The organism is Longimicrobium sp. (assembly GCA_036389135.1).
Taxonomy (GTDB): Bacteria; Gemmatimonadota; Gemmatimonadetes; order Longimicrobiales; family Longimicrobiaceae; genus Longimicrobium.
In genome coordinates, this window is the sequence record DASVQP010000040.1 from 74,939 (window position 1) to 101,062 (window position 26,124).

Annotated in this window: 18 protein-coding genes; 2 read left to right on the forward strand and 16 right to left on the reverse strand. The window is 70.2% G+C overall.

Translation table 11 applies throughout. From position 1 onward, the window contains the following. Nucleotides 1–4: 4 nt before the first annotated feature. Entirely contained in the window at nt 5–997 is a 993-nt protein-coding gene (locus tag VF584_10040; protein HEX8210503.1) for a ferritin-like domain-containing protein, read from the reverse strand. A gap of 317 nt (nt 998–1,314) precedes the next feature. Between VF584_10040 and VF584_10045 the strand changes: the two genes are divergently transcribed. Continuing rightward, the gene (locus VF584_10045; GenBank protein ID HEX8210504.1) at nt 1,315–1,845 is read left to right on the forward strand and encodes an LEA type 2 family protein; all 531 of its coding nucleotides are present in this window, start codon (nt 1,315–1,317) and stop codon (nt 1,843–1,845) included. A 385-nt stretch (nt 1,846–2,230) separates the two neighbouring features. On the opposite strand, the gene VF584_10050 is transcribed toward VF584_10045, so the two are convergent. From VF584_10050 to VF584_10060, 3 genes are all read right to left on the reverse strand, one after another. Further along, on the reverse strand, nt 2,231–2,524 hold the full coding sequence (locus tag VF584_10050; protein ID HEX8210505.1) for a hypothetical protein: 294 nt from the start codon (nt 2,522–2,524) through the stop codon (nt 2,231–2,233). A 230-nt stretch (nt 2,525–2,754) separates the two neighbouring features. Next, a complete protein-coding gene (locus VF584_10055) occupies nt 2,755–5,073 on the reverse strand; it encodes a prolyl oligopeptidase family serine peptidase (protein ID HEX8210506.1) in 2,319 nt (772 codons plus the stop codon). Then, entirely contained in the window at nt 5,070–8,048 is a 2,979-nt protein-coding gene (locus VF584_10060; protein HEX8210507.1) for a BTAD domain-containing putative transcriptional regulator, read from the reverse strand. The genes VF584_10055 and VF584_10060 overlap by 4 nt, the downstream gene beginning before the upstream one ends. Nucleotides 8,049–8,176: 128 nt before the next feature. On the opposite strand from VF584_10060, the gene VF584_10065 reads away from it, so the two are divergent. Beyond that, nucleotides 8,177–8,650 carry a hypothetical protein gene (locus tag VF584_10065; protein ID HEX8210508.1) on the forward strand — a complete coding sequence of 158 codons (474 nt, stop codon included), beginning with the start codon at nt 8,177–8,179 and terminating at the stop codon, nt 8,648–8,650. Between the two features lie 401 nt (nt 8,651–9,051). Here VF584_10065 and VF584_10070 read toward each other — a convergent pair whose 3' ends face one another. From VF584_10070 to VF584_10125, 12 genes are all read right to left on the reverse strand, one after another. Continuing rightward, a complete protein-coding gene (locus VF584_10070; protein HEX8210509.1) occupies nt 9,052–10,830 on the reverse strand; it encodes a serine hydrolase domain-containing protein in 1,779 nt (592 codons plus the stop codon). Between the two features lie 519 nt (nt 10,831–11,349). Beyond that, nucleotides 11,350–13,512: a S9 family peptidase gene (locus VF584_10075; protein ID HEX8210510.1), complete on the reverse strand. Its 2,163-nt coding sequence runs from the start codon at nt 13,510–13,512 to the stop codon at nt 11,350–11,352. 250 nt (nt 13,513–13,762) lie between these two features. After that, a complete protein-coding gene (locus VF584_10080) occupies nt 13,763–16,402 on the reverse strand; it encodes an ABC transporter permease (GenBank protein ID HEX8210511.1) in 2,640 nt (879 codons plus the stop codon). A gap of 8 nt (nt 16,403–16,410) precedes the next feature. After that, complete coding sequence (locus VF584_10085; protein HEX8210512.1) at nt 16,411–16,740, reverse strand: PadR family transcriptional regulator; 330 nt, start codon at nt 16,738–16,740, stop codon at nt 16,411–16,413. Nucleotides 16,741–17,486: 746 nt separating this feature from the next. Continuing rightward, nucleotides 17,487–18,041 (reverse strand): GNAT family N-acetyltransferase, encoded by a 555-nt coding sequence (locus VF584_10090; GenBank protein ID HEX8210513.1) that lies wholly within the window; start codon nt 18,039–18,041, stop codon nt 17,487–17,489. Between the two features lie 372 nt (nt 18,042–18,413). Next, a complete protein-coding gene (locus VF584_10095; protein HEX8210514.1) occupies nt 18,414–18,635 on the reverse strand; it encodes a hypothetical protein in 222 nt (73 codons plus the stop codon). Beyond that, nucleotides 18,602–19,045, reverse strand: a complete 444-nt coding sequence (locus tag VF584_10100) for an ATP-binding cassette domain-containing protein (protein HEX8210515.1) — start codon at nt 19,043–19,045, stop codon at nt 18,602–18,604. Before VF584_10100 ends, VF584_10095 begins: the two co-directional genes overlap by 34 nt. Before the next feature lie 260 nt (nt 19,046–19,305). Continuing rightward, on the reverse strand, nt 19,306–21,486 hold the full coding sequence (locus tag VF584_10105; GenBank protein HEX8210516.1) for a carboxypeptidase-like regulatory domain-containing protein: 2,181 nt from the start codon (nt 21,484–21,486) through the stop codon (nt 19,306–19,308). A 91-nt stretch (nt 21,487–21,577) separates the two neighbouring features. Beyond that, nucleotides 21,578–22,258 (reverse strand): redoxin domain-containing protein, encoded by a 681-nt coding sequence (locus VF584_10110; GenBank protein ID HEX8210517.1) that lies wholly within the window; start codon nt 22,256–22,258, stop codon nt 21,578–21,580. Beyond that, entirely contained in the window at nt 22,255–24,513 is a 2,259-nt protein-coding gene (locus tag VF584_10115; GenBank protein ID HEX8210518.1) for a thioredoxin family protein, read from the reverse strand. The genes VF584_10110 and VF584_10115 overlap by 4 nt, the downstream gene beginning before the upstream one ends. Next, nucleotides 24,510–24,677 (reverse strand): hypothetical protein, encoded by a 168-nt coding sequence (locus VF584_10120; GenBank protein ID HEX8210519.1) that lies wholly within the window; start codon nt 24,675–24,677, stop codon nt 24,510–24,512. The genes VF584_10115 and VF584_10120 overlap by 4 nt, the downstream gene beginning before the upstream one ends. Nucleotides 24,678–25,312: 635 nt before the next feature. Next, on the reverse strand, nt 25,313–26,113 hold the full coding sequence (locus VF584_10125; protein HEX8210520.1) for a glycoside hydrolase domain-containing protein: 801 nt from the start codon (nt 26,111–26,113) through the stop codon (nt 25,313–25,315). Nucleotides 26,114–26,124: the final 11 nt, after the last annotated feature.

Below are 26,124 nucleotides of genomic sequence, written 5' to 3' on the forward strand. Positions count from 1 at the left end.
GCTCCTATCGAAGTAGACGTCCGACGACGAATCCAGCCACCCCCGCCATGAGCAGCATCTGCACCGGTTTCTCGCGGATGCGCGCTTCCAGCGTGGAGGTCGCGTCCACCGCGCCCTGGCGGGCGGTTCCCACTCCGCCGCGCACCCGGCCCACCGGCGCGGCGAGCGGCCCTTCTTCCATGTCCAGCAGCCCGGAGATGCGGTTGCCGGCCCCGGCGGTTCCCTCCGCCACGCCGCCGCGCACCGTCTCGGCCAGGCCGCTGACGCGCTCGCGGGCGGTGCCGGCCAGCTCCGTCGCCCGCTCGCGCGCGGTACCTGCGAGTTCGGTGGCCCGCTCCCGCGCCGTTCCCGTCACGTCGGCCAGCCGCTCGCGCGCGGTGCCCGCCGCGTCCGCGATGCGCTCGCGCGCCACCCCGGCCGCGTCCACGATGGCCTCCACGGCGTGTTCCACCGTGGTGCCGGTCACCAGCGTGCGCTCGCGCGCGGCGGTCGCGGCGTCGATCTCGGGGCCTTCACCCATCCCCACGCCCATCGCCTGCATCGCCTCGGCCACCCAGCGGTAGTGCCGCTCCTCGTCCAGCGCGTTGCGGTCGATGGCGCGCTTCAAGTTCTGCGGCCAGTGGTTGGCCTTGGCCGCGTACAGCTCGTACTTGCTGCGCACCTGCAGCTCGTTCTGCCGGAAAGCGGCGAGCACCCCGCGATCGCCGCCGACGGCGCCGAGGCTCTGGAGCGCCTGCTTGAACGGCCCGGTAAGGTGGGGCTGGTTCTTCGCCTCGCCGCCCAGCGCCGCGATCAGCTCGTTCAGCTCCTGGATGTGGCGCTCGTGGTCGCGCCGGAAGCCCAGGATCTGATTGGCGTGATCGCGGTCCGCCAGCTTCTCGATGGCGACGTCGTACGCGCCGATCGCGTCGTGGTCGAGCTGGAGCAGGTCGTTGAGCCCGTCGATGATGTCCGACACCGGCACCGGCGGTGCCATCCCGCCTCCGGGCTGCGTCATGTCCGTGTCCACCGCTCCCTCCTCGTGATGTCCGTTCGCCTGTAGCCGCGCCGTGCGGCGCCGCCCGTTCCCCCGTCGTGTCCGTCCCCCGGATTCGCCGCCGACTGTCCCCTGCGGCGGGCGCCCCCCGGTTTCGCGACCCGCGTCCCCATGCACCTTCCATTCCAGCCGGAACGCCCCCGACGCGTGCAGCCGCGCCGCTTTTCCGCGCTTCCAGGCGGGACGCCCGCAGGTGGGGCTCCGCTCTTGCACAGGTGGAGGCGCGTGTGGCCGCCGCGGCGGCCCCAAGGTGGCGCATCTCCATGAGGCGAAAGAAGATGTATACGCGACGCATGATCCCGTTCCGGCGCCAGGCGCTGCTCCTGCCATTCCTGGCGGTGCTTTCCGGCTGCGCTTCGATGGGCAACCTGGGCGCCTTTCTGAGCGCCCCGACCTTCCAGGTGGACCAGAACCAGCAGGCGCAGCTCCGCCTCCTCCCTCCGGGCCCCGGGCGCCCCGCCGGCGGCGCGGCGATCCGCCTTTACGCGCGCGTCACCAACCCCAACCCGCTGGCGCTCACGCTGAGCACTCTCGCGGGCCAGCTGGAGCTGGAGGGGCGCCAGGCCGCGGAGGTGAACTTCCCTCTGGGCGTCCCCCTCGCCGCAGGCGGCCAGACGGTGGTGCCGCTCGACATCGCGATCAGCTTCAGCGATGTCCCCTCGCTCGGGGGCGTGATCATGAACGCCCTCACCGGCCGCTCGATCGCCTATCGCCTGAACGGCACCGTCGGCGTGGATGCCGGCCCGCTCGGACGCCCCACTTTTGGGCCCATGGCGCTGCTCTCGGGGAGCACGCGCGTCACGCGGTAGGGATCGCGGTTCGGGAGACGGTGGCGGGGGGCGCGGCTTCATCGGCCGCGCCCCCCGCTTTCGTGTGTCCCAGGTCTCACGCGGAGAGAAACGGCGCAGGAAGCGTGGGGCGGTTCGGGGGAGGGCACGGGCAGCCACGTGGGGCGGCCCCTACGGAATTGGTGCGTCGGGCGGGTGTCGAGGAAGGGCGAGGGTGGGCGCGATGAATCGCGCCCCTACTGATCTGCGCGCCACAAACGATTTCTCCCCCTCGCCCGCCCTGCGCCCCTGCAGGCGGGGGAGAGGGCCCTCAAACAGAAGCGGAGCGCACGTGGTGCGCTCCGCTCCGGGGACCCTCGTCGGGAAGATCAGCGTGTCTGGCAGCCCCTGCGGGAGGGGCGCGGGATCACCCTTCTTCGCGCCCGACGCCGGCCAGGATGCCTACGGCGCGGAAGCACTTGTGGCAGTAGAGCGCGGCGGCGTACTCGCCCTCGGGGTCCGTGACGGAGGCGAAGCCGTTCGGGTCGATCTGCGGCTCGATGAAGGCGAGGACCTCGATGTTCCCAGGGCCGCACATGGGGCAGGGGACGTTGGAGGGATCCTTTCGGTACGCCATCAGGAGCTCCAGCGCTTCGGCGTCCGTGAATGGGCCCTTGGGCTGCGGAAGCGCGTCGGAAAGCTCACGGTCGATGCGGTTCATGGGTCCCTCCTGGGTGTCTGCGGCGCGCCGGCCCTCCGTCGCTCCGCCTGCATGCTGACCTGTCCCCCGTGTCGCTCCTCAAATGCAACGCACGTGCCGAACCGTATAACAGACAAACGCTTACGAAGCTTGCTATCCCACGGACTGCTCCGCCACGTGGTGAATGGGCAAGGTCCGGGCCGAAAGTGCCCGGGACCAGGGACAGTCGCGGCAGGGCGCGGTTCAGCCCCTCACCTCAACGTCCGCTCGAACAGCTCGTATATGCGCCGGTACTCGTCGGCCCACGACTCGGGGCGGGTGAAGGCGTGGTCCTCCACCGGGTACACGGCCAGCTCCCAGTTCGTCTTCCCCAGCTCGATCAGGCGCTGGCTGAGGCGCACGATGTCCTGGAAGTGCACGTTGGTGTCCACCATCCCGTGCGCCATCAGCAGGTCGCCGCGCAGACCTTCGGCGAAGTAGATGGGCGACGAGCGGCGGTACGCCAGGGTGTCGTCCTGCGGCTGGTTGAGGATGCGCGCGGTGTACGGATGGTTGTAGTGCGCCCAGTCCGTCACGGAGCGCAGCGCGGCGCCGGAGCGGAAGACGTCCGGCTCCGTGAACAGCCCCATCAGCGTGATGAAGCCGCCGTACGATCCGCCGTAGAGGCCCACGCGCTTGGAGTCCACGCCCTCGTTCGCCACCATCCAGCGCGCGGCGTCCACGTGGTCGGAGAGGTCCTTGCCGCCCATGTGGCGGTAGATCCCCGTGCGCCACGCGCCGCCGTACCCCGCCGAGCCACGGTAGTCCACGTCCATCACCGTGTACCCGCGCGATGCGAGCAGGTGGTTGAACATGTACTCGCGGTAGTACGTGCTCCATCCGCGGTGCGCGTTCTGGAGGTACCCCGCGCCGTGCACGAAGAGGACGCCCGCACCGTTGGATGCGGCGCCCAGGTCGCGCGGACGGTAGATGCGCGCGTACACCATGGCCCCGTCCTGCGCGCGGAAGGTCACCACTTCGGGCTTGATCCAGGGCCCGCGCCGGAACTCCGCCGTGGTCGAGGTCGTCACGCGGCGGGGCGCGGCGCCGCGGCCCACGGGCATCAGGTACAGCTCCGCCGGCGCGTCGGCGACGGAGTGGAGTAGGGCGGCCCAGCGTCCGTCCGGTGACACGCGGGCGTCCATCCATCCATCCAGCGACGTAAGGCGGCTGCGCGGGCCGCCGTCGATGCCCACCGCGTACAGGTTGCGCTCGCCGGGGTGCGTCTCGCTGGTCGTGATGTGGAAGCGGCGCCCGTCCGCCGAGGGCTGCACCTCCGTCACCTCCCAGTTGCCCTGCGTCAGCGCGGTGATGGCGCCGCCGGTGGCGGGGGCGGTGTAGAGGTGCGAGTAGCCCGTCTTCTCCGAGATGAACCAGACGCGGTCGTCGCCCGTCCAGCCGCCGGAGAAGAAGGCGGGTCCGCCCACCCAGGCGTCGTTGTGCAGGTGCTCGATGAGCGTGGTGCGCGCATCGGGCGTCGCCACGTAGATCCAGCGATCCTTGAAGTTCTCGGGTACCGACATGAGGAGCGCCCGGTCCGCCCGCGGCGCCCACCCCAGCGCGGCGATGGACGGGCGGCGCTCCTTCTCCGCCTCCACCCACGACACCTTGCCCGTCGCCAGCTCCAGGATGCCCACGCGGCCACCCGCCTGCGCGTCGCCAACCTTGGTGCGGGAGGAGATGTCCTCGGTGAAGCCGCTTTCCGTGACGTAGTTGGGGACGATAGTGGTCTTCTGCCCATCGACCCGCGTGTTGGTGGTCAGCAGAAGATAGCGGCCGGACGGCGACACCTCGGCGCCCTGCAGCGTGACGTCCTTGCCCAGATAGACGGGCGGGACGCTGGCGCGAAGCGAGTCCAGGCGGGCGCGGTGGAGGCGCTCCTCGCGGCGGTCGCGCACGGCATCCAGGAGCTCGCGCTGCTGGTTCTCCAGGAAGCGGCGCTGGCCCCGGGCCGTGTCGCGGGCGGGCGCGGCCTCCATGCGCAGGTCGGTGATCTGGCGCAGGAATCCGCCATCCACCTCCATGGCGAAGACATTGTTGCCCTGGAGGAAGTAGACCATGCGCCCGTCCGCCGAGAGGTGCGGCGACCGCTCGCGCTGGGGCGTGTCGGTGATGCGGTGCTCGCGGCCGGTGGCGTCCACCACGAAGATGTCGCCGCCGCGCTCCGACGCCCGGCGGGTGCGCTCCGGGTTCCAGTCGCCTTGCTGCGCGGGGGCGACGCGGTACGCCAGGCTGTCCGGCACCATCTCCGGCGCGCCGCCCGCCGCGCGAACGCGGAAGACGTGCGTGGTGGTGTCGCGCGACTCCGGGCCGCGCCAGCGGAAGTAGACGGTGCGCGAGTCCTCCGACCACCGTACCTCGTCTGGCGAGCGGCCCACCAGCCCCTCGCCGCGCATGATGTTGCGCACGCTCAGGTCGAAGGCGGAATCGCGGCGCACGGGCGCGGTCGTCTGGGCGGCGGCGGGGGCGTACACGGCCTGCACGGCCGCGACGAGGAGAGGCGCCGCGAGGGCGCGGATCGGGATGGTCATGGCTGCAATTGTTGAAGTCGTCGGCGCGCCCGCTCCACTCGCGGGCGCAGCACGGGGTCACACTCCCGCCACAGCTCCACGAAGCGCCGGTAGTGCGCGGCGGCTTCGGCGGGGCGGCCCAGGCGGTCCAGGATCTCGGCGGTGCGCAGGTGCACCGGGGCCGCGTACACGATGCTCTTGTCGAAGTGCTCCGTCACCGATCCGTACCACGCCAGCGCCTCGCGGTGCCGCCCCGCCATGCGCAGCAGCTCGGCGCGAAGGAAGCGCGGGTGCCCGGAGTCCAGGAGGTACGGGAAGACCTCGGGCTTGCGATCGACCTCCTGCCATGCGCTGTCGATCACCGCCAGCCCCTCCGCCGGCTTCCCGCCCAGCCACGCCACGTGCGCCCGCACTCCATCCGCCAGCAGCGGCCCGCGAATGCGCATCCCGGCCGTGGGCGGGTCGAAGCCATCCAGCCGACGCGCATACTCCAGAGCCGCCGAGAGGTCGCCGCGCCGCGCCTCCAGCAGCCCCAGCGCGTGCAGCTGGAGCTCCGTGTACGGCGTGGACGCCCCCTGCGGCTCGACTCCCGGCGGCGCATCCGCAATCCCCGCGCTCCGGGTGAGAAGCGCGGCCCTCACACGCTCCACCTCCGTCCGCTCCACGGGGACGAAGGGGAGGACGGCGAAAAGGGTGCGCGCCTGCATCGCCATCGCGGGGTCCAGCTCGGCCGCGGAGTCGAGCTGGGCGCGGGCCGCTCGCCAACGGCCGCGCGCGACTTCGGTGTGCGCCAGGAGCACGCGGCCGCTGGCGCGGATGCGGGCCGGGCGCACGGGATCGAGGAGCGTCTCCACCATCGGCCGGGCGCGGAGCGGGTCGCGCGTGTCCTCCACCATCCGCCACGCGATCACCCACGCCGCAAGGTCGCTCACGCGGCGCATCCCCGCCACTGCCGCATCCAGCGCCGCGCGGTCGTCCAGCAGGATGCCGCGGTAGCCCCGCCACACCAGCGCGCGGTCGCCTTCGGGATTCAGCGCCAGGGCGCGGGCCAGCAGGGTGTCCGCATCCTCCAGCCGCCGCTCCGCCATGGCGATGCGGGCCAGGTAGCCCATGGCGTCCACGTTGTCCGGCTCCAGCGCCAGGACACGCTGCCACGCCGGGCGCGACTCGGCGGTGGAGTGGCCGCGCGGCGCGGCGCCGTGGAAGAGCACGTGGGCAAGCTGGCTCCACGCCTCCACGTCGTCCGGGCGTGCGGCGACGGCCTGGCGATACATCCGCTCCGCGTCCGCGTAGCGGAACTCCCACGACGCGAGCCACGCCTGCAGGAGGAGCCGGTCGTGCGGCTCCAGCCGTCCGGCGTAGCGCACCGCCTGCCGGGCGGCCGCTCCGGTGCGCTCCCCGGAGCCCGCGACCGCCACCGAGAGGCGGTACCAGGCGAGGGCAAAGGTGGTGTCCTCCTCCACCGCGCGCTGGAGGGCCGCCTTGGCCGCATCGTAATGGCCGGCGCGCAGGGCGCTCTCCCCCTGCAGGTACGCCTTGAGCGCGGGTACGGAGGGCGTGGTGAGCACCGCCGTACGCTGGAGCCGCGCGCGTGGCCCGCTGAGGCGCCCGGCCAGCAATTGCGCGACCAGCCGGTCCACCAGACGGGGCAGCGAGTCGCGCGCTCCCTCCACCGCCGCGTCGGACTGCGGCAAGGGTCCGTCCGGGGTCTGGCGATAGAGGGCGGCGCGGAGCTGGAGGTGCGGCCCCGCCTCCACCACGCTCCCCATCACGAACAGCTTCGCGCCCACCTTCGCTGCCGCATCCCCGCCCGCGCCCGGCCCGGCGGCGACCGAGCCCAGCGATGCGAGGAGCGCGCGCGCATCCACGCTGCGCAGGTCGCCCGCGCCGTCCAGCTTGGTGGAGAGGAGGTCCACCATCCCCTCCCGCAGGTACGCCATCTCCCCCCGCCCGTACACCGCAAAGGGGAGGACCGCCACGAGCTCCTCGGGCGCCGCGCCTGTCGCGGTCCGCGCCGCCGGTTCGCGGGAGCGCCAGATGCCGGCCATCGCCGCGCAGAGAACGACCGCCACCAGCGCCGCCATCCACCGCCGCCGGGTTCGCGGACGCGCCGGAATGTGGTTCGTGATCGGCGGCGGCGCCGCATCCGCGGCGGGCGCGATCTCAGCCGCCAGAGCAGGCGCAGGCTCGGCGGACGGCGCGCGCTCCGCGACGGACGCGGGCGCGGGCTCGACACGCGGCGCGGGAACCGGGCGCGCGGGCGGCTCGGGATCGGCGGCGCCGCGGCGGATGTCGTCGGCGAGGGCGCGCGTCTGGCGCGACGGCTCGGCTTCGTAGTCCGCACGCAGGCGTTTCGAGAACTCCTCGTAGGCGTAGATGGCCCCCGCCCGGTCGCCGTGCGCGGCCAGGCGCTGCATCAGGCGGCGCAGCGAGCCCTCGTCGTCCGGGTCCAGCGCGGCCGCACGGCGCGACCACCGCAACACGGCGGGCGCATCCCCCTCCTCCTCCGCGCGCGCGGCCAGCGACTCGGCGGCCTCCACGGCGCGGCGCCGCAGCCGCTCGCGCTCGCCGCTCAGCCAGCGCTCCCAATCCGCCATCCCGGCCAGGTTGAAGCCGGCCAGCAAGGGCCCCCGGTACAGCTCCAGCGCCTCGGCGGCGCGGCCTGCGTCCAGCTCCTCCTCGAAGGCGAGCGCGTCGCACCACACCGCCCCCGGCGCGATGCCGACCTCCTCGGTTCCGCGCCCCGCGATCACCCCTGGGCCCAGCGCGCGGCGAAGAAAGTGGAGGCCGGTCCTCAGCGAGCTGCGCGCGCGCTCCGCGTCCGACTCCGGCCAGAAGAGGGTGAAGAGGGTGTCGCGGCGGTGAAAGGAGCCGCGCCCGGCCACCACCAGGTACACGAGCAGGGCGAACCGCTTGGGCTGGGCGAGCACCTGCCGAAGCTCGCCATCCTCCGCCGAGCGGAGGTCGAGCGAGCCCAGGGTACGAATTCGGATCATGCCGTCGGGATGGGAAAAACCGAGCGATACCGGGGAATCACGCCCAGATCACGGGGCGGTGACGGCGGAAATGTATAGTGTTGCGCAGGTTCACGGCAGATCCCCTCCAGCACACGACCAGCGAGACCATGCAGAGCATCCGTCACACGATCTTCGCCTCCGCAGTCGCCGTCGCCGCGCTCGCCGCGGCCGCCCCCGCCGCCGCGCAGAACGGCCCCTGCCGCGATCCCTGGGTGAGCCGCGCCATCCGCGAGGTCACCGCCGAGATGCGCCGGGGCCGCGAGGCCAACGGCCGCCACGAGAGCGGCGAGTGCAACATCCACCTGTACGGCGGGCGCTGGAGCAGCTACGGCGAGCTGAAGGGCTACGTGAGCGCCGTCCTGCGCAGGCTGGACAACTACGAAGCGCGCTTCACCGCGGACGGCACGTTCTACATGGACGACGACTACGGCAACATCGAGGCGTCGGCGGACAAGGTGCGCATCGTCTCCCCCAGCGGCACCACGGACGGCGCCGGCAACCGCGCGCCGGACAACGGCTCGCAGTTCAGCGGCGCCATCGGCCTGGGCAACGGCGTGTCCATCCGCTTCTCGCGTCCCTGATCCACCCCGACGCATCCCGCTTCCCGCCCCACGCCCCACCTCCTCGGATTCCGCAGTCTCACCCCGCCGGCCCCCCACACGTACCTCACGGGATGCGACAACGGCCCTGGTCCGCTCTGGACCGGGGCCGTTGTAATTCCGGCCCTCTGCCCGGCGCTTGCAAGTGCAACCAGAGCTTCAGGTTGGGACCATCGCGCGTGGTCGCCGCCGCGGTCCCGCCCCCCGGCTATTGGGGCGTGGGTTGGGACAGAACCCCTCCCGCAGGGCTCGTTCAGGCCCTACCTCGGGCGGATCAGCCACCCCGCCACGGATGTTGCGATGACCCCCGGAAAGAGCGAAGCGCCGATCTTCACCCGGAACGACCGGCACTACCGCGACGCTCGCGCCTACTACGACGTCGATCAGGGTAGTCGCTTCGCCCGGAAGGTCTCGGGGCCATTCTGGACGATCATGTAGCGATCTGGCCCGGCGGTTTCGAAGCGCACGCGGACGGAGTGCTTCGTGCGCGGGTGGTACGTGACGAATTCACGCTCGGCGACGGAGGCGAGGAAGGTCTCCAGCATCGGCACCGTCGCGTCGATGTAGAGCTTCCCGTCATCGTAGTGCGTAAAGAGGAGCAGCCTCTCTCCCCGCTCGAATCGCACGAACACGAGCGAACGAGGAATGCCGCGCTCGTCTACCTGCTTGAGGGTCGAGAAGTCGATCATGCGCCCGAAGGTTCGTTCCCAATCCACGCGGATGTTCTCCCAGAATCGACGCTCTCGCTGCGGCGACGTGCTCGCGGGGAGTCGCACGCGCGACAGCAGGGAATCGAAGTTACCCTGCCGGATATCGGCCATCGCGGTAGCGATTGACCGATCGCGAGCCGTGGACGGAGTGCTCGCTTCGCGTGTTGCGGGGAGGAGACTGAAGACGCGCTGTGTGGCAGCTCCACGCATCGGCACCAGCAGACGATCCCCTTGCCGTGCGACGCTCAATGTCTCGCCCGTGGGCAGGGCGTAGCGCCCCGTAAGTTCCGAGAAGGGAACGCGGACATTGCTCCCCACCGCGGGCAGGCTGCTCGTATCACGTCCAAAGAGGATCGCCGGCACCTGATTGGCGAAGCCCTCTCCCCAGTAGCCATCCATCTGCGACGTAAAGACGACGTACGCAGTTTGCCGTTCGGGAGCAAAGCCGAGCAGCGTGAAGTGCAGTCCGCTACTCCCGTCGTGGGAGACGAGGCACGAGCCATCGGCCGCGGGGGTCAGGCTCCACCCGTACGCGTAGTACGAAGGCTGGCTCAAGCCCTCCGATACGTGCGGCCAGAACAACTTCGATCGCTGGGCGTCTGGGAGCACCCTCCCACTTCGGAGCGCCTCTCCCCATCTGGCGAGGTCATCGATCGTCGACCAGGTGTACCCACTACCTCGCGCCAGCCAGGTCACGCCGTCGGCGAGCCAACGCTCCGGTCGTTGCGCGCCCTGCACGACCCCGTCGACCGTGTATGCCTCCGCCTTGGGCAGCGCTGGCAACCCACTCAGCACCGCTCCGGTCCGCTGGAGGCCCATGGGCTTCCACAGGTGGCGCAGGAGGAACCCCTCGTACGTCTCTCCCGACGCGATCTCCACGATGGCAGCGGCGAGCGCGTAGCCCGCGTTGGAGTACGAGTGTCGCTCGCCCGGAGGAAAGAGCAGTTTCGCGGAAAGAACGCGACGGATGGCGTCGTCGCGAGACAGCTTCTCCAGCCGGTGGCCGACGTCGTGCGGAAAGCCCGCAGTGGACGTCAGCAGGTGGTGGATCGTGATCCCGTGTTTGTCGGGGGGCACCTCAGGAAAGAACCTGGAGATCGAATCGGTCGTCCGCAACTTCCCCAGCGCCTCGAGCTCGAGGATCGCCGCGGCGGTGAACTGCTTGGCGACGGAGCCGATGTCGAACACCGTAGTGGAGGACATTTCGACGTTGCGACCGCGATCTGCTCTCCCGAATCCCTCAGCGACGACGACACGGCCGTCCTGGACGATGCCAAGGCCACCGGAGAAGCCGAATGCTTCTGCGCGGCGGAGGTGCTCGCGCGCGTCATCGATCCGCGGTCCAGTGAGCTGTTCAGGCCCGGGGCGGCCGCGCGCCCGGTAGAACTCACGACAAGCGCGGAGCAATGGCTCGTCCGCGGTGCGCGAAACCTGCCTCTCAAGCAGGGGCACGCGTCGCGTGAAAGGCAGGACCGAAGTACATGCCGATGTGAGGCAGATCAACACGACGGCAACAGGTCTCATGTTGGGAACTCGCAAAGTGACCTGGAGAGGAAGGAAGCAGTCCGTCGCTGAGTCACGGGGCGGCACCAGCGACCCTTCTCTAACAAAGGAAGGAAGATCATCGCGAGGCCGCCGCGGGCAAGATCGACCTCGTCCAGGATCGAGAGCGAGGAAGTGATCCGTGGGGCCTCCGCCGTAAAGCGCGGCGAGGCCGCGGCGGCTGGCGCGGTGCTCCTCACGACGAGGCGATGCTCCAAGGCGCGCCGCACCGCTCGCGACCACGGGATCAGGGCGGGGAGCAGAGCCAGCAGGCAGGCCCACATGACCAGCTGAACGTAACATGGCAGCCCTGTAGCGGCGCCGGTTGCCGCTAAGTGGGAAGTTCTCCCAGTGCGCGCTCCGGGTGACCAGCCCTCCCCTTCCATACTTGTGCTTTCCGATGCACGAGCGTTGCAGCGCCTCGGGCAGTCACCGCGTTACCGCAGCGGTCGCCGGGGCGTCGAGCGTGCGCAGTACGTCGCGCCAGGAGAATTTCCGGCCGATGCCACGAACGTAGAAGTCCATCCACATCAGTTGCGCCATGCTGTTGGCTAGGCGATTGCGGACACCCGGTGTGCCGTGCTGGTCACCCGGGTAGATGAACAACTCCGTCGCCACACCCAGCGACTGGAGGGCGGTATACATCTCGATCTGTTGGCCTATCGGTACTCGTGGGTCGTCTTGCGTGCCATAGAGGAAGGTCGGCGTCTTCACCACGTTCGCATAGCGGACCGGCGACTGCGCCCAGTACATGGCCGGGTCCTCCCATGGCAGGCGTCCGTTAAACCAGGCCAAGCGCGGACGCTTGTAGTCGCTGCCCGCGTACATCGAGAACCAGTTCGACACACCGGCACCCGCGCTCGCCGCCTTGAACCGGTTGGTCTGCGTCACGATCCAGTGCGTGAGACTGCCACCAGCGCTGTGGCCGAGCACGCCCATCTTTGTGGAGTCGACGAGCCCCTGTTGGATCAAGAAGTCGACACCCGACATCACGTCGGCGAACGATTTCCCGAAGTAGTCGCCGACCAGCCCCGCCTTGAAGCGCTCGCCGTAGTTGCTGGAGCCTCGATAGTTGGGGGCAAACACGACGTATCCCACGCCGGCGTACACCTGCGGCGCGTCATTGTCGTCGCCGTTGAATTGCATCACCTCAGCCGAGTGCGGGCCGCCGTGCAGCATGACGATCAAAGGGTAGAGCCGGCCGGGCTGGTAGCCCACCGGTTTCACAAGGACGCCACCGACGCGCGTACCATCGCGTGAAGTCCATGTGATCTCCTCCGTCTCGCCCAGGGCGGTAGTGGCGAGCTGCGGGTTCGTGTTGGTGAGCTGGAGCCAGGTAGCGCGGTTGCCCAGGCGCTCGATCGACGACACGACGTACATCGTCGGCGGCGTGAGGGGATCTGAGTACTGGACCATCACCTTCGACGAGCCTTCAATCGGTGTCGCGCCGACGGTGCCTTTCACGTGCGAGAGCTGCCGTACGCGCCCATCCTCAATCCCGAGGGCGAAGAGCTGCGTTGTGGCGCCGTGCCCAGTGCTGAAGTAGATCTTACGTCCGTCCTCCGACCAGAACCCGGTGCGCACGTCGCCGTCGAAGGCGGTTCCTAACTTCCGCTTGGAACCGGCGGCCGCGGCTGTACGGCGCAGGTATACGCGGGAGTTGGTGACAGTGAACCTGGTCGTGTCATCGGAGGCGGTGTAGGCGAGCCAATCACCGTTGGGGGAGAAGCTCACGGGGCTCTCCTGCGCGTCCTGGTTGTTCGTCAGCCGTTCGACTCTTCCTGTCGCCGTCTCCAGAAGGTGCAGATCCATGTGGAGCAGCTGATCCAGATCGCCGGTCCGCCGGTACCGGTCATTCGGCAAGGTGCGATAACCGATCCAGCGGCCGTTTTTGGACAACGTGAAGTCGACGACGCTGCGCGAGGCGCCAGAGTCGAGGCGCACCGTCGTGCGTGAGGCTACGTCGAACGCGAGGAGGTGCGACGCTGGTGCCAGGGTGTGCCGAATCTCCGCGGTGAAGCCCTTCTCACGACGCGCGCGCTCATCTGCGACAGGGAGCGCCGTAGTCGTGAAGTAGATCCGCTTCGAATCAGGGGAGAACTCCCACTCCCCGATCCCAGTGGGGTGCTGTGTGAGCTGCTGCGCCACGACCGCGCGACCGGCGACGATGTCTGCGACGGGAAGCGCATGGAGCTGTTGGCCGATCGCCGAACGTCCTGTGCGGTACACAAGCCACTGCCCGTCGGGGCTAAACTCGAACACACCTACCGACGTTGGCGATGCCGTAATTTGCCGGGGTGCTGTGCTGTCCGGGCGAGTTATATAAAGCTGGCTCGACCCACCCGGGTTGGACGCATACACGATCCACTGGCCGTCGGGCGTCCACCGCGGACGCGCCTCCTGCTGGTCATCGGTGAACGTAACGCGTCGTGTAGACGACACGCCGCGCTCAAGTGAGGCAACATAGATGTCGCTGAAACCTCTTGCGGTCAGCCAATTCGGGGTGGTGTATTGGTAGGCCATCCACTTCCGGTCCGGGCTGACCGACGGGTTTGCCGCGGTGCGCATCGTGTACATGTCGACGAACGACATTGAACGCTTTGCAGCGCCGGCGGTAGTGTCCTGCGCGCCCAGGGCTGTCGAGAGAGTTGTCAGCCCGAGCGCGAGCCCCGCGGTTCGGAGAAGAGTCATCGAGATCCTGGCGCGGCCGGGAGCAGTGGGTCTGTTGTGAGCTAGAGTGGGTACGATCATGACCTGGTTTCCTTTGCGCAGGTTCTACTAAAGGGCATTTGGGAATACATCTGTATTGACTTCGTTGCACCTCACGAGAGGATATCCCTCATCAAACATCCGCGCGCATCGCTTCGGTGGGCTGCACGGCCAGCGCCTGGCGCGCGGGAACGATGCAGGCGACCACGGAGGCCCCAATCACCAGTAGCGCGCTACCCGTCAGAAGCCCCGCGAACTTGATCGACCCGATGCCGCCGGCAGCCGGCAGCAGGAGGAGAATGCCCAGTGCGATCCCCATCCCCACCTGCCCGAAGGCGCGTGCGAGGATGGAGGCCAGCAGGCGCCGCCGGCGCGCGCCCAGCGCTACGCGGATGCCGATTTCGCGGGTGCGGCGGGACACGGTGAACGCCATTACCGAGTAGATGCCTAGCGAGGTCAGCAGGAGCACCACACCCAGCCCGCCCAGCGCCAGGCCGCCCCAGAAGCGGTAGGCGCGCAGCTCCTGATCGCGCACCGACTCCAAGGGGCGCACGGCGTCCAGCTGCAGCGTCGGGTCCACGGCCGTCGTCAGGGTACGCAGCCGCGGCGCGAACTCCGCCGGGTCGCCGCGCAAGCGCACAGCCAGGTGAACGGCCGCGGCATCGCGGGCGAGGGAGTGGTAGATGCCCGCGGCATGCGGCAGGTCGGGGTCCAGCGTCATCCCGATCTGGCGCACCACGCCCACGACCTCATACCAGGGGCCAGGGGTAGCCTCCTCCTCCTCCCGGTACCGCAGCCGCAGCCCCACCGGGCTGCGGCCTTGGGCGAGCTCCCGCACGAAGTCCTCGTTGACCACCACGGCCCGCGCGTCCCGGTCCCCCGGCATGAAGCCGCGGCCCAGCGCAATGCGGGCGCCCAGGGTGGTGAAGAAGTCGGGTGCCACAGCCACCACCTGCGCTCGGTTCCCGGCCTCGTCACCGGGGGTGGGGAGCCCCTCCACCTCCACCCAGTTGCGCGGGTGATAGGTCCCGGGAAGCTGCTCCGCCATGGTGACGCCGGCGACGGCGGGGTCCGCCTCCAGCCGGCGTTCCAACTCGGCGAGGGTGGCATGGATCCGCGCGCCTGCTTGCAGGTCCTCCCCTTCAGGCGTTGCGCGGGCAGCGAGGAACTCCCCCGCGGCCACTCCCAGCTCGGCCCCGGCAAGCTCGCGGATGTCGAGTACGGCATCACCGATCAAGGGGGCAGCGAACGCCGCGAGCGCCACCTGGGTGACGATGATCCCGGTCCAGAGTCGCCCGAAGCGGACGCTGCTTCCACCGACCACGGCCTGGCGCAGGCGTGCCTCGCCGCTGCGCCCTGTCATCTTGAGCGCCGGCACCACTCCAGCCACGGCCGCCGCCAGCACGGCCAGGAACGCGGTGTAGAGAATGGTGCGCGGGGAGAGCGTGTCATGGAACCAGAAGGGGAGTTCCCCCATCTGCGCCTCGAACACAGCCATCGCCCAGGGCAGCCCCACGGCCGCGGCCGCCATCCCTACGACGCCCGCGACCGCGGCCAGCACCAGTGACTCGGCGAAAAGCTGCAGCACGATGCGCCGCCGGGTGGCTCCCAGCGCCGTGCGCACCACCAGCTCTTTCTCTCGCGCCGCCGTGCGCGCGAACACCAGCGTGGCCACGTTGGCGCACACCAGGAGGAGGAAGGCCAGCACGGCCGCGTTGGTGGCGTAGCTCTGCATCTGGACCGCGGTGCGCTGCCCCTCGAACACGAGGTCGGGGAACGAGATCACCCGCGAACGCAGCTGCCGTTGCATATCCGGCCCGTCGGCCGCCCCGCGGTGTGACAGTGCGGCCAGCTCCGCCTGCGCCTGCTTGATGGAAACACCTGGCGCCAATCGGCCAAATACGCCTAGCCGTGGTCCCCCACCCAGGGACGGGACCGCATCCCGGCGCAGCGGTACCCACAGCTGCTGCGTGGTCGGAAAGGAGAAATCTTCCGGCATCACCCCAACCACGACGTGCGGCATGCCGTTCAGCTGCACGACGCGCCCCACGACCCGCGGGTCGCCAACGAAGCGGGCGCGCCACAGCCGGTGCCCAATTACAGCCACCGCGGTGGCGCCGGGGCGCTCATCCTCATCGCGCAGGGTGCGCCCCAGCAGCGGGGGGACGCGTGTGGTGCGCAGGCCGGCCGCCGAGATCTCGGCCATCGCCACCGGCTCGCCGCTCCCGCCGGGGATGATCAGGTTGCGGCGCGCAAGGGCGTACGCGCCCAACTCCCGCACGGAACGCAGGTCGCGGCGCCACACCTCCAGGTCGGACGCCACTTGGTCCTCAATCCTGCGCTCCGCCAGGTTGGTGGTGATGATGGCCACCAGGCGGTCACCCTCGTGCAGCGGAATGCGGGGGTGCAGCGTCTGCGTGACGCCTTCGAAGATGGCCGCCGACATCGCCATGGCAAAGGCCAGCGCGAGTCCGCCCGCAAGGTTGAGCCCCGGGTAGCGCACCAGCAAGCGGGTGCCCAGCTTGAAGTCTAGCGACGCGCCGCTCACCCACCCGAAGGTGCGGGCGTCACGCACCTCCTCCTTGTACTTCTCCACCGCACCAAAGGCGAGCGCCGCTTGCCGCCGCGCCTCAGGTGGGGGCAGGCCGGCACGCAGGTTCTTCTGCGTCTCCATCTCCAGATGGAAGGCGAGCTCCTCGTCAAGTTCACGCTCTACCGCGTCCCGGCGGGCCAGCACACGCAGCCGCTTCCTCCAGCGTTCCGTCCAGCGCATGAGGGCTCTCAGGTGGTCCGGAGAATGGATTCCACCATGCTCACGTAGTCGCGCCAGATCTCCGCCTCGTCGCCCAGCGCGCGGCGGCCCGTGGGAGTGAGGGCGTAGTACTTGGCGCGCCGGTTCTGCTCGGTTGCCTTCCACTCGCTCTCCACGCACCCCCTTTCCTCCAGCCGCTGCAGCGCGGGGTAGAGTGAGCCCTGCCCGACCCGCAACGCGTCGTGGGACAGCTGCTCCAGCCGCTGCGCAACCGCCCAGCCGTGCATCGGCTCCAGCGACAGCGCCTTGAGGATGAGCAGGTCCAGCGTTCCGTATAGTGAGTCTCTAGATCCCCCCACGTGCGCCCCTTTGTATCGAGTGTCGGCTATCGACACCAGTTTACACACAACTGGTGTCGGCAGTCAACAACAGCCGACGGAGCCACAGAGCCACACAGAAAAGTGGAGCGGAGCGGCGGCGGGTCGGCCCCGCAACTCTGCCCTTCGAGCCTGAGTCATGGGATGGGGTGATGCGCGCTTCGTCGAAAGTTGCCCAGCTTTCGGACAAGTAGTGTCGCCCCCATCCGGTAGGGTGCATCCAGCCGTGCGCTACCTCATGCCCAAAGAAGGCGCGCGACCGCGGTGAGCTGAGGAGAAGCGCTCCCCCGGCAGGACCCGTCACGATGGCCCAAGAGGAAAACTATGGACCGGCTCTGGTACCGGGCTGCCAAGCACGCCTTGGATCCGGAACTCCGCGCCTTCGCGCAGTCCCCTAAATCCTGCGAAGCCCCAGAAGTGAATCCTTGAGCGGAATTCGGGGGGTGGCGCTGAGCGCCGCAACCGACCGCGACCGAGTGGGCCCCTTCCTCTCTCCCGTGCCGCCCACCGGGTGTTACGCCGTGCCGGGTGTGATTGGCCGGTGCGGGTGTGGAGTAATGAGCGCGGGGCCTACGCGAGCGTCACCCGCGGCGACCTGAAGCTGGTGTCGGCATCGGTACGATCACCCTCCCGGTGGACACCCGCTGAACGGTGGAAGGCGGATGAGCTGGCGGGCTATGTGAAGGACGAACGGGCCCGCCGATCCCCAAAGTGGTGCCCCGTGTCATTCATTGGAGATCAGCCAGACCACGACGCATGAAGATGATCTGGGATTGCTTGCGGCCGGTTTCCGAGGCATACGGCTGCCGCGCCACCTCCTTGAGACCCATCCGGCGCCAGAACCGCTCGGCACCGGCCGCGTGCTCCAGCACACCGAGAGACATCGTGCATCCGCCCTGCTCCCTAACCCAGACCGCCGCCGCCCGGAAGATGCGCGCCCCTAACCCCGCGCCTCGCACGGCGGGATCGAGCATGAGAAGGCCAATCTGCCACTCGCCCGCAGACGGAAAGTCTCGCACCATGTCTAGGTACCCGACCATCTCATCGTCAGGTGAATAGATGCCGAACGAGAACTTGTCCGCGGGCGCCTTCCCCGGCGGCAGCGCGGCGAGCTCCTCAGCGGCGGCGGTGGGACGAGTGGGGATGCCCTCGTGCTCCTCGTGATAATCGCTGCAACGCTCGTAAAGCAGCTGGAGGGCACCCGCATCCATCGGGGACAGGCGTTGGACGCGGTGCTCGTGCAGGTCAGGAAGGTATATCGAGTTCGGTTCCAGAAGAGGCACGGAGGGTTGTTCGTGTCCGGGCATGCTCGGGCGGTGGTGGGGTTCGCCGGTGGTATGGTCGCGTGCGCGCTCGGCCGCCTCGTTCGAGACAGAGGGTCCTTGCCGCGACAAGCAGGCGCGTCAGGCGCGGCTGATGCAAACTCATTGAGTGGCCGGTGCAAGTTCGATGCGAACTTGGCGCCTCCGGTGAAAGGGGAGGCGGAGTCCAGCGGAGGAGCGACAGCGGATGATCGGGCCGTACCCGGTCTCGCCGTCGCGGAGGACGGCGTTGGCGACGAACGACGTCGTCACGAACATGAACAGGACCGAGAGCATCACGTAGTTCCGCAGCGTCGCGTACGCCGCGTTCTTCAGGAGGCCGCCCGGAGTGCCTCAGGCCGCGCACCAGCGTGGAGAAGTAGACGTCCTCCAGGCCCGCGTCGGCCGCCGCGAAGCCGTCGTGGAGAGGATCACGACCACGTTCTCGCCGATCTCGGCGAGGAGGTTCAGGAACCGGTTCCGCTCCTCCGGATCGAGACCGGCGGTGGGCTCGTCCACGATGATCAGCCCGGGGTTCCCGATCAGTGCCTGCGCGATGCCGAACCGCTGGCGCATGCCGCCCGAGAATCCGGCGAGCGCCATCTTCCGGACGCTCCAGAGTTGGTCTGCTGGAGGAGCGTCTCGACGCTCGCGCCGCGGTCCGCCTTCGAGGCGATGCCTTTGAGCACCGCCATGTGGTCGAGCATGCCTTCCGCGGAGATGCGCGGGTAGACGCCGAAGTCCTGCGGCAGGTAGCCCAGGGTGCGCCGCAGCCGCTCGGGCTCAGCGACGACGTCGATGTCGCCGAAGCGGATCGTCCCCTCCGTCGGGGTCTGCAGCGTGGCGATCATCCGCATCAGCGTCGACTTGCCGGCGCCATTCGGCCCGAGCAGCCCGTACATGGCGCGCGGGATGGAAAGCGTCACGCCCTCGAGGGCGCGGGTGCCGTCGGCGTAGACGTGGCCGACGTGCTGGAGGCTCAGCACGGCGTGACCTCCGGCCTTACGTGGTGGGCGGCTCCATCCGAATGCGCGTTCGACATCGGGAAGGGTCGCAGGAGAGAAGGTGCCGAGCGTTGGAGCTCGACCCACAAGGTTGCATGCGAGAGACGGGGATGCGATGACGCAGCCGGCGGGCGGCGCAAATCGGCGGCGAGCGGATCGTTCTGGCGACGAGCGGCACGAACGAAGACGGCAACGATGCCACCGTTGCCGTCTTCGTCCTTCGGGTTGCGGTCGCCTTCGGCCTACCTGGCCAGCGGATGCGGCCGGAGCTGGAACCGGATCGCCTTGCTGGTGGTCCCCTTGCCGCCTTCCATGTGGTAGGGGGTGCGGGTGCTGATGGCGGCCCAGAGACCGCGGCCCTTCCAGCCGGCGGCCGGGTCGTCGATGCGGCCGTCCACCCACTTGGTGTAGAACCCCATCGGGTAGGGGACGCGCAGGACCACCCACTTCCCATCCTTGAGGACGAGGAGCCCCTCGGACTGGTTGCCGGTGTTGATCGGCACGTTCTCCCCCAGCCCGAGCGTGTTGAACTGGTCCACCCAGGTGTAGTAGCTCCCTTCACCGCTCCCCGGGCTGGTGACGTTGCCGAGCTGCGGGAGGGGCTCGGCGTAGAAGGTCCACCCCTCCGGACAGTGCTGGCCGGTGGCGGTGGGGCCGTTCAGCGGCCCGCGGCACTTGCGCCGGTCGAAGCTGGCCATGTGCCCGCTCGCGAGGGCGGCCCAGTACACGCCGTTGCGGTCCACGTCGCCGCCGCGCGGGGAGAAGCCCTGGTTGGCGACGGCCGGGTTGTTCCACGGCACCTCGAACACCTCGGTGAGCGCGGTGTGCGGCGGGTTGGAGCCGGGAGTCAGCCGGAATATCGCGCCGGGGAAGCCGAACATCGTTCCCCACACCGTTCCGTCCGGCGCCGGTGCCAGCGCGTATGGACCGCCGCCGTACTGCCCCGGTTGAACGCGCTTGTCCCGGGTGGGATCCAGGGGCGCGTTCGGCTCCACGTACTCGTCGCGGCGGCCGTTTCCGTTGGTGTCCACGATCAGCGCGGTCCATCCCTGCGCCCTCTCCTCGTCGCCCGTCTGGTCCCACAATTTCGTGTTCAGCCACCCCACCACCGGCCCGCCGCCGCTCGTCCAGAGGGTGTTGCTGGTGTCCTCGGCGAACATCAGGTGGTGCGTGCCGAAGCAGGTGGAGACGTGCTTCATCTCCTTCGTGCGCGGATCGTACACCGCCAGGTGGCGGCCCGCCGTGTTGAGCGGGAAGAGGCGGGCGGACGGATGGCTCGACCCCGCCTTGCAGAATGCCGGGTTGTCCGGCGCGCGCACCCTGGAGGTGATCCAGACGCGCGCCTTATCGTCGAGCATCGGGTTGTGCGCGTTCGCCCGGCTGGTCCAGATCGCCTCGGTCCCCCAGTACGGCGAGGGGCCCGCGACCTGCTGCGGCGACGCAGGCCCGGCGCTCGAGTCGCGGAGCGTGACAGGGATACGGGTCGCCGTATGGGTCTTCGGGTCGAGCACCGGCATGTAGTCGGCGCTCGCCTCGAGCACGGCGTAGAGCGGACCGCCGGCGTTGACGGTGGGATTGCGGCGGTCGGTGGAGACCAGGTCGTGCAGGTACACCCTGGGGTCCGCCCAATCCCACAGGGTGATGACGACGTTCCGCTCGATCCCCTGCGGGCGGGGCGGTGCGGGCGGGACCTCGCCCGCCGCGATCCGGTCGCTCCAGTCGGCGAACATCCGCAGCGTGCGCGGGGCTCCCATCGAGTTCAGCGTTCCCACCATCGCCCCTCCCGCCTGGCCGGCATGCAGCCGCCGCTCCCACGCCTTCTCGGAAGACTCAAAGGTGCCGAGCGCGGGGTGCAGCTCGCGCGTGCCCTTGCTCCCCATCTGGTGGCAGCCCGTGCAGGCGCCGCTCTTCAGCGGGCGGAGGTACTCCGCCTGGCTCCTGATGTTCGGGTGGATCCCGTTCCCCTGCGGCCCGGTGCCGGGGAACTCGCTCTCCGCCGGCACCCGGATCAGCGAGAACCAGTACCCGGCCGGGTAGTACTCCGCCGCGGCGCGCGGATTGGGCGCGGGGGTCGCCCGCAGGTTCAGCGTCGTCCCGGGCTCCGCCCGCTGCTTCGGCGAGTCCACCAGCCCGTACCCACGCACCCAGACGTCGTACTTCGCCTGCGGGAGGTCGGGCAGGAGGTAGCGCCCCTGGTCGTCGGTCACCACGATCTTGGCGAGCTTCGTCGGCAGGCCGGAGGTCTCGGCGATCACCCACACCCCCGCCTCGGGGCCGCTCGCCCCCGTCACCACCCCCGCGATGTCGTCGCGGTCCATCGTCGCACCGCCGCCGGCGAGCTGCGCGGTGTGCGTGCACGCCGCCCAGAGCAGCGCGGAGGCCGCCACCGCCGTGGCCGCGAAGAGTGCCTTCGTCGTCTTCATCTGCCAGCTCCCTTGATGATGTTCCAGACGCGGCCGCCGCCACTCCAGGCGGGGCTGGCCCGCCGCGAACAGACCGCCGTCCGCCGGGCGCTCAATACTTCACGTCGCAGCCGTAGGGCTGTGTCTGGGCGACCGCGATCGGCCGGCCTGCCAGGCCCGCGTCCAGCGCGGCGCGGGCGTAGTTGGTGGCTCCCGGGATGTCCCTGACGCTCGACGTCCGCCGGTCGTCGATCGCGCCGGAGTAGCGAAGCACGCCGGCCGGGTCGATGATGGCGAACTGCGGGGTGTTGCGGGCGCCGTAGAGCCGTCCGATCACGCCCGCCGTGTCGCGAATCACGGCGGTCGGTGCCGCTCCCTTTTCGCGGGTCAGGCGGTCGGCCTCCACCGCGGTGGTGTACCCTTGCTTGCCGCGGGCCGACGACACGATCGAGAGCCAGACCACCCCGCGCCTCGTGTATTCCTGCTGCATCGCCTGCGTGTTCCCCGTGCCACCGCTCACCCGGGTGTAGTGCTTCCTGGTATACGGGCAGTCATGGTTGAACCACTCCAGCACGACCCACTTGCCGCGGTAGCCGGCGAGCGAGTGCGAGCCGCCCCGCGTGTCGGCCGCCGTGAACGCGGGTGCGGGGCCGCCGGGGGTAAGGGGGTCCGGCAGGGGGGCGGAAGGGCCCGCGGCGGCGCCGCTGGCCAGCAGCAGTGCGGCGCCGCCAAGTACGGCGAGTCCGGCGGCGCCGGCGAGGATGCGAACCCTGGGGGATCTGCGCGTGGTCATGGAGTTGCTCCGGGGGTGGGTGATGGTACGATTCGGCCGCTCGCGAACGCGGCCGATGCCTGGACTCGGGACGGTGACGCCGCGGCGCGCTCCAGGGCGCCGGTCACCAGGCCGGAGGTAAGCAGTGTAGGCATGACGATGGGCGCCGCATCGCGCGCCCGGGGGTAGATGACGACGAACGGCACGCTGTTGCGCCCGAATGCCGCGAGCGCGCGCGTCACGACGGGGTCGCGCGTGGTCCAGTCGGCACGCAGCAGCGCGACGTCGCGGTCGCGGATCGCCCCGCGAACCGCCTGCGATCCCAGCGCGACGCGCTCGTTGACCTTGCACGTGAGGCACCAGTCGGCCGTGAAATCGAGCAGGACGATGCGGCCGCTGTCGCGCTGCGCCTCCAGCAGCTCCGCGCTGTAAGGCCGCCAGGCAAGCGCGCCCTCGCTGCCCGCCCGCGCCGCGCCCGGCGCCGGTGCACCCTGCGCGCGTGCACCCGTGACGAGCGCCAGCGCGCCGGCGGCCGAGGCGATCGCCAGCACCTGAGCGAACCGTCGGCGGCGCGCGCTCGCCGCCAGGGTGCCGAACCGGCCGAGCGCCCACAGCCCGAACGCCAGCAGGGTGCACGCGGCGAGCAGCGCGACCAGCGCGTTCACCCCGGCCTGCCGGCCGAGCACCCAGGCAAGCCACACGACAGTGGCGAAGAGCGGAAAGGCGAGCACCTGGCGCAGCGTGACCATCCACGCGCCTGGCCTGGGCAGCCAGGCGCGCAGGCGCGGCACCGCGGCTACCATCGCGAGCGGCCAGATGAGCCCGAGACCCAGCGCGGTGAACACCACGAACGACTCGGCCACCCCCGCCGTGACCGCGTACGCGACCGCCGCCGCCAGGAACGGGGCGGAGCATGGTGTCGCCAGCGCGGTGACGAGCACGCCGCTCAGGAAGGCTTCCACGCCGCGGGGCGCCCGGTGCGCCGCGGCGGAGAGACTCCCGCCCACGGGCACCAGGTCGAACACGCCGGACATGTTGAGCCCCGCCGCGAAGATGACGAGGGCGAGTGCGCCGACCACAGCGGGATTCTGCAGCTGGTAGCCCCATCCGACTTCCGTGCCGGCGGCGCGGAGGGCGAGCAGTACGCCCACGAGCGCCCACATCGACACCAGCACGCCGGCCCCGAACAACGCCACGTGCCGCCGCGCCGTTCGCGAGTCGTGTGCGGCCGCTTCGGCGATCCCCAGCGTCTTGATGGAGAGCACGGGCAGCACGCATGGCATCAGGTTCAGCAGCGTGCCGCCGAGCAGCGCCAGCAGCCCGGCGGCGGCCAGCGCCATCCATCCCGCGGCGGCGCCAGAGGCAGGCGGCGCGATGGCGGCGAGCCGCGCCATGGCGACCACGGGCGCATCGACTTCCAGCACCATGCGGGGCGCCCCGCCGCCCGCCCGGGCGGCGGTATCGATCGCCAGCACCCCCGTGATCCGCGATGGCGTCCCGGCCGCGAACGCGGAGCGGCCTATCTGCAGCTCCAGGCCGGCCGGCACCGTGCGAACCCGGGGTTGCGCGGCGTGGTCGATCACCCCCGCCGAGTCGATGAAGAACTGCGCGCGCGGCGGGGTGCGCCCCGGGGCGAGCGCGGCTTCCTGGGGCGGGTACGCGTGCAGCAGCACGCGGGTGGAATCGGCCGCCGCGCGGAAGGTCCAGCCGTCACGCCGCGCCGGAATGCGCGCCGCCTCCGCGGCGAACGCGCGGGCGACTGGCTCGTCGGCGATCGTCCTGGCGGCGACGGGCACGGTGAGCGCGACGTCGACGTCCCCGGCGACGCACTCCACCGCGCACACCACCCACGTGAGGGCTGCCTGGAGCTTCGCGGCCGATCCCACGCGAGCGGACGACGGCACGTGCACCGTGCCCAGCAGGTGCACCTCGCGCTCGTAGCCGTACGAGGTGAGCGGCGGCGCCTCGATCCGTTCCGGCGTGGGCCAGCGGAGCGGCGCGGCGGTGAAGCCGTCCGGCAGGCGCCAGGTGACGACCGGCGCGCTGCCGACGTCGCCCGCGTGACGCCAGTAGGTGTGCCACCCCCGGTTCGGGCGCAGCCGGATCGCCACGGCGATCGTGTCGCCCGGCGCCACCGCCCGGGCGGCGCTCCGGAGCTCGACCTCGACGGGACGTCCGCGTCCGGCGGGCACCAGCGATGGCGGCGACTGCGCCAGGGCCGAGACCGGGAGCATCGCCGCCGCGAGGACGGCGAGGAGAATACGGTTGCGGATCATTGGCTGCCGCTCGTCGAATCGGTGACGAGCCTCGTGGCCTGGAAGTCGTCCCACCCCGCCCCGTGGGGCCAGAGGTTACCGGGACGCAGCGCGAGACCGGCATTCGCGCCCAGCGTCATCGTGAGGGCGTCTCTCCGTCCAATCCGGCCGTTAGGATCGTTCATCGCTCACCGACGCAGGTGGTGGGGACGCTGCTCTCCCGCGCCTGGCGTCGTGGCGGGGCGACGCGGACTGCTAAAAAAATAGCACATGTGCATGGTACCCGCGCACTGGGTGGGGTGTCAAGGTTCACGGGCGCTCCTCGGCGTCCAGTGCGCGGCACCAATCGCGATCGAGCGCAGCGGCCCAGAGGAAAACAGAACAACGATCTCACGCGGAGACACAGAGCCAGGGAGGAAAGGCAGGAAGTAGTTCTCTCTGTGCCCCTGTGGGAGCCCCTGAAGTTGCTGGCACGGGCAGGGGCAGGTCGCCAACTCCCCCTCTCTCATGGCACCGTCAATGCCATACGCCCGCAGTACCTTCAGGTGTTTGCCAGCGAATCGTTTACGTCCCCCTGGCGCCCGGGGAGCGGGGGTGGAACCGTTCGTTTTTGGGATTTCGTCATCCCCTTATCGGACAGTGCCGCTTTAGTCGTTTCCGCGAACGGGCCGAGCGCGCCGACCTTCCGGCCGCGCTGGAGGTGCTTCGGCGCGCGGGAGCGAACCGCGAGCCGGTGCCGGGTGACGAGCTTCCCGAGTGTATATGCGCGCGGCCCCGGTCTACCATGAGACCGGGGCCGCTTTGCTGCAGTTGAGGCCAGCTACGGCGCTGACGGCGAGGCGGTGGTGGATACGTTCTCGTCGACGGTCAGGGTGACGCCGGCCCAGGTGCGCGGGGCGGGGAGGCCCTGCCAGACGGTGGCGAAGTCGATGCCGCTCTCGCGCGGGGCGCGGTCGAGAGCGAAGCCCTGGCCGCCGGCGACCCAGAACGGGACGGGCGCATCTGCCGCTCCCTGCACAACCCCGCGCAGCGCCACGGCGTTGTCGCGGTGGGCGTAGATGGCCGGGCGGAAGCGGCCATCGCGGCGCAGCTCGCTCGTCCACGCGCCGACGTACGCGGACATCTCCGGGGTGAGGGTCGAGACGCGCTCCACATCCAGGAAGATCGCCGTTCCCGGCGGGAATCCCTCCGCCGCCGTGCGGGCGATGGCATCCGCGCCGTCCGTGCGGCCACGCTCGGCGGTCAGGAGAGTGCGCGAGCAGATGATCGGCGCGCCCGGGGCAGCGGTGGCGGTGTCGCCCTCGAACTGCTGCTGGCCCACGTAGATCACCGCGAAGCCGTAGCCCATCGCCTGGAGCGCCGCGCGCTTGCCGCTCCACGACGCATCGCGATGGCACGGCGCGGGGAGGTAGTAGCCGACCCACTCGTACGGCGCGGCGCCGCGCCACGCCCGCAGCGCGTCGTCGCCGGGGTAGCGGCCGATGTCGAAGCCGGGGTGGTTGGGCGATGCCGTGCGCGGGGCCGCGGGTGCCGGGCCCGTGCCGGTGGTGGGCGCGGCGGACGGCGCGGAGGCGCAGGCGCCCGCGAGGATCACCAGGACGGGAGCAAGGTAGTTTCGCATGCGGCCCGGCG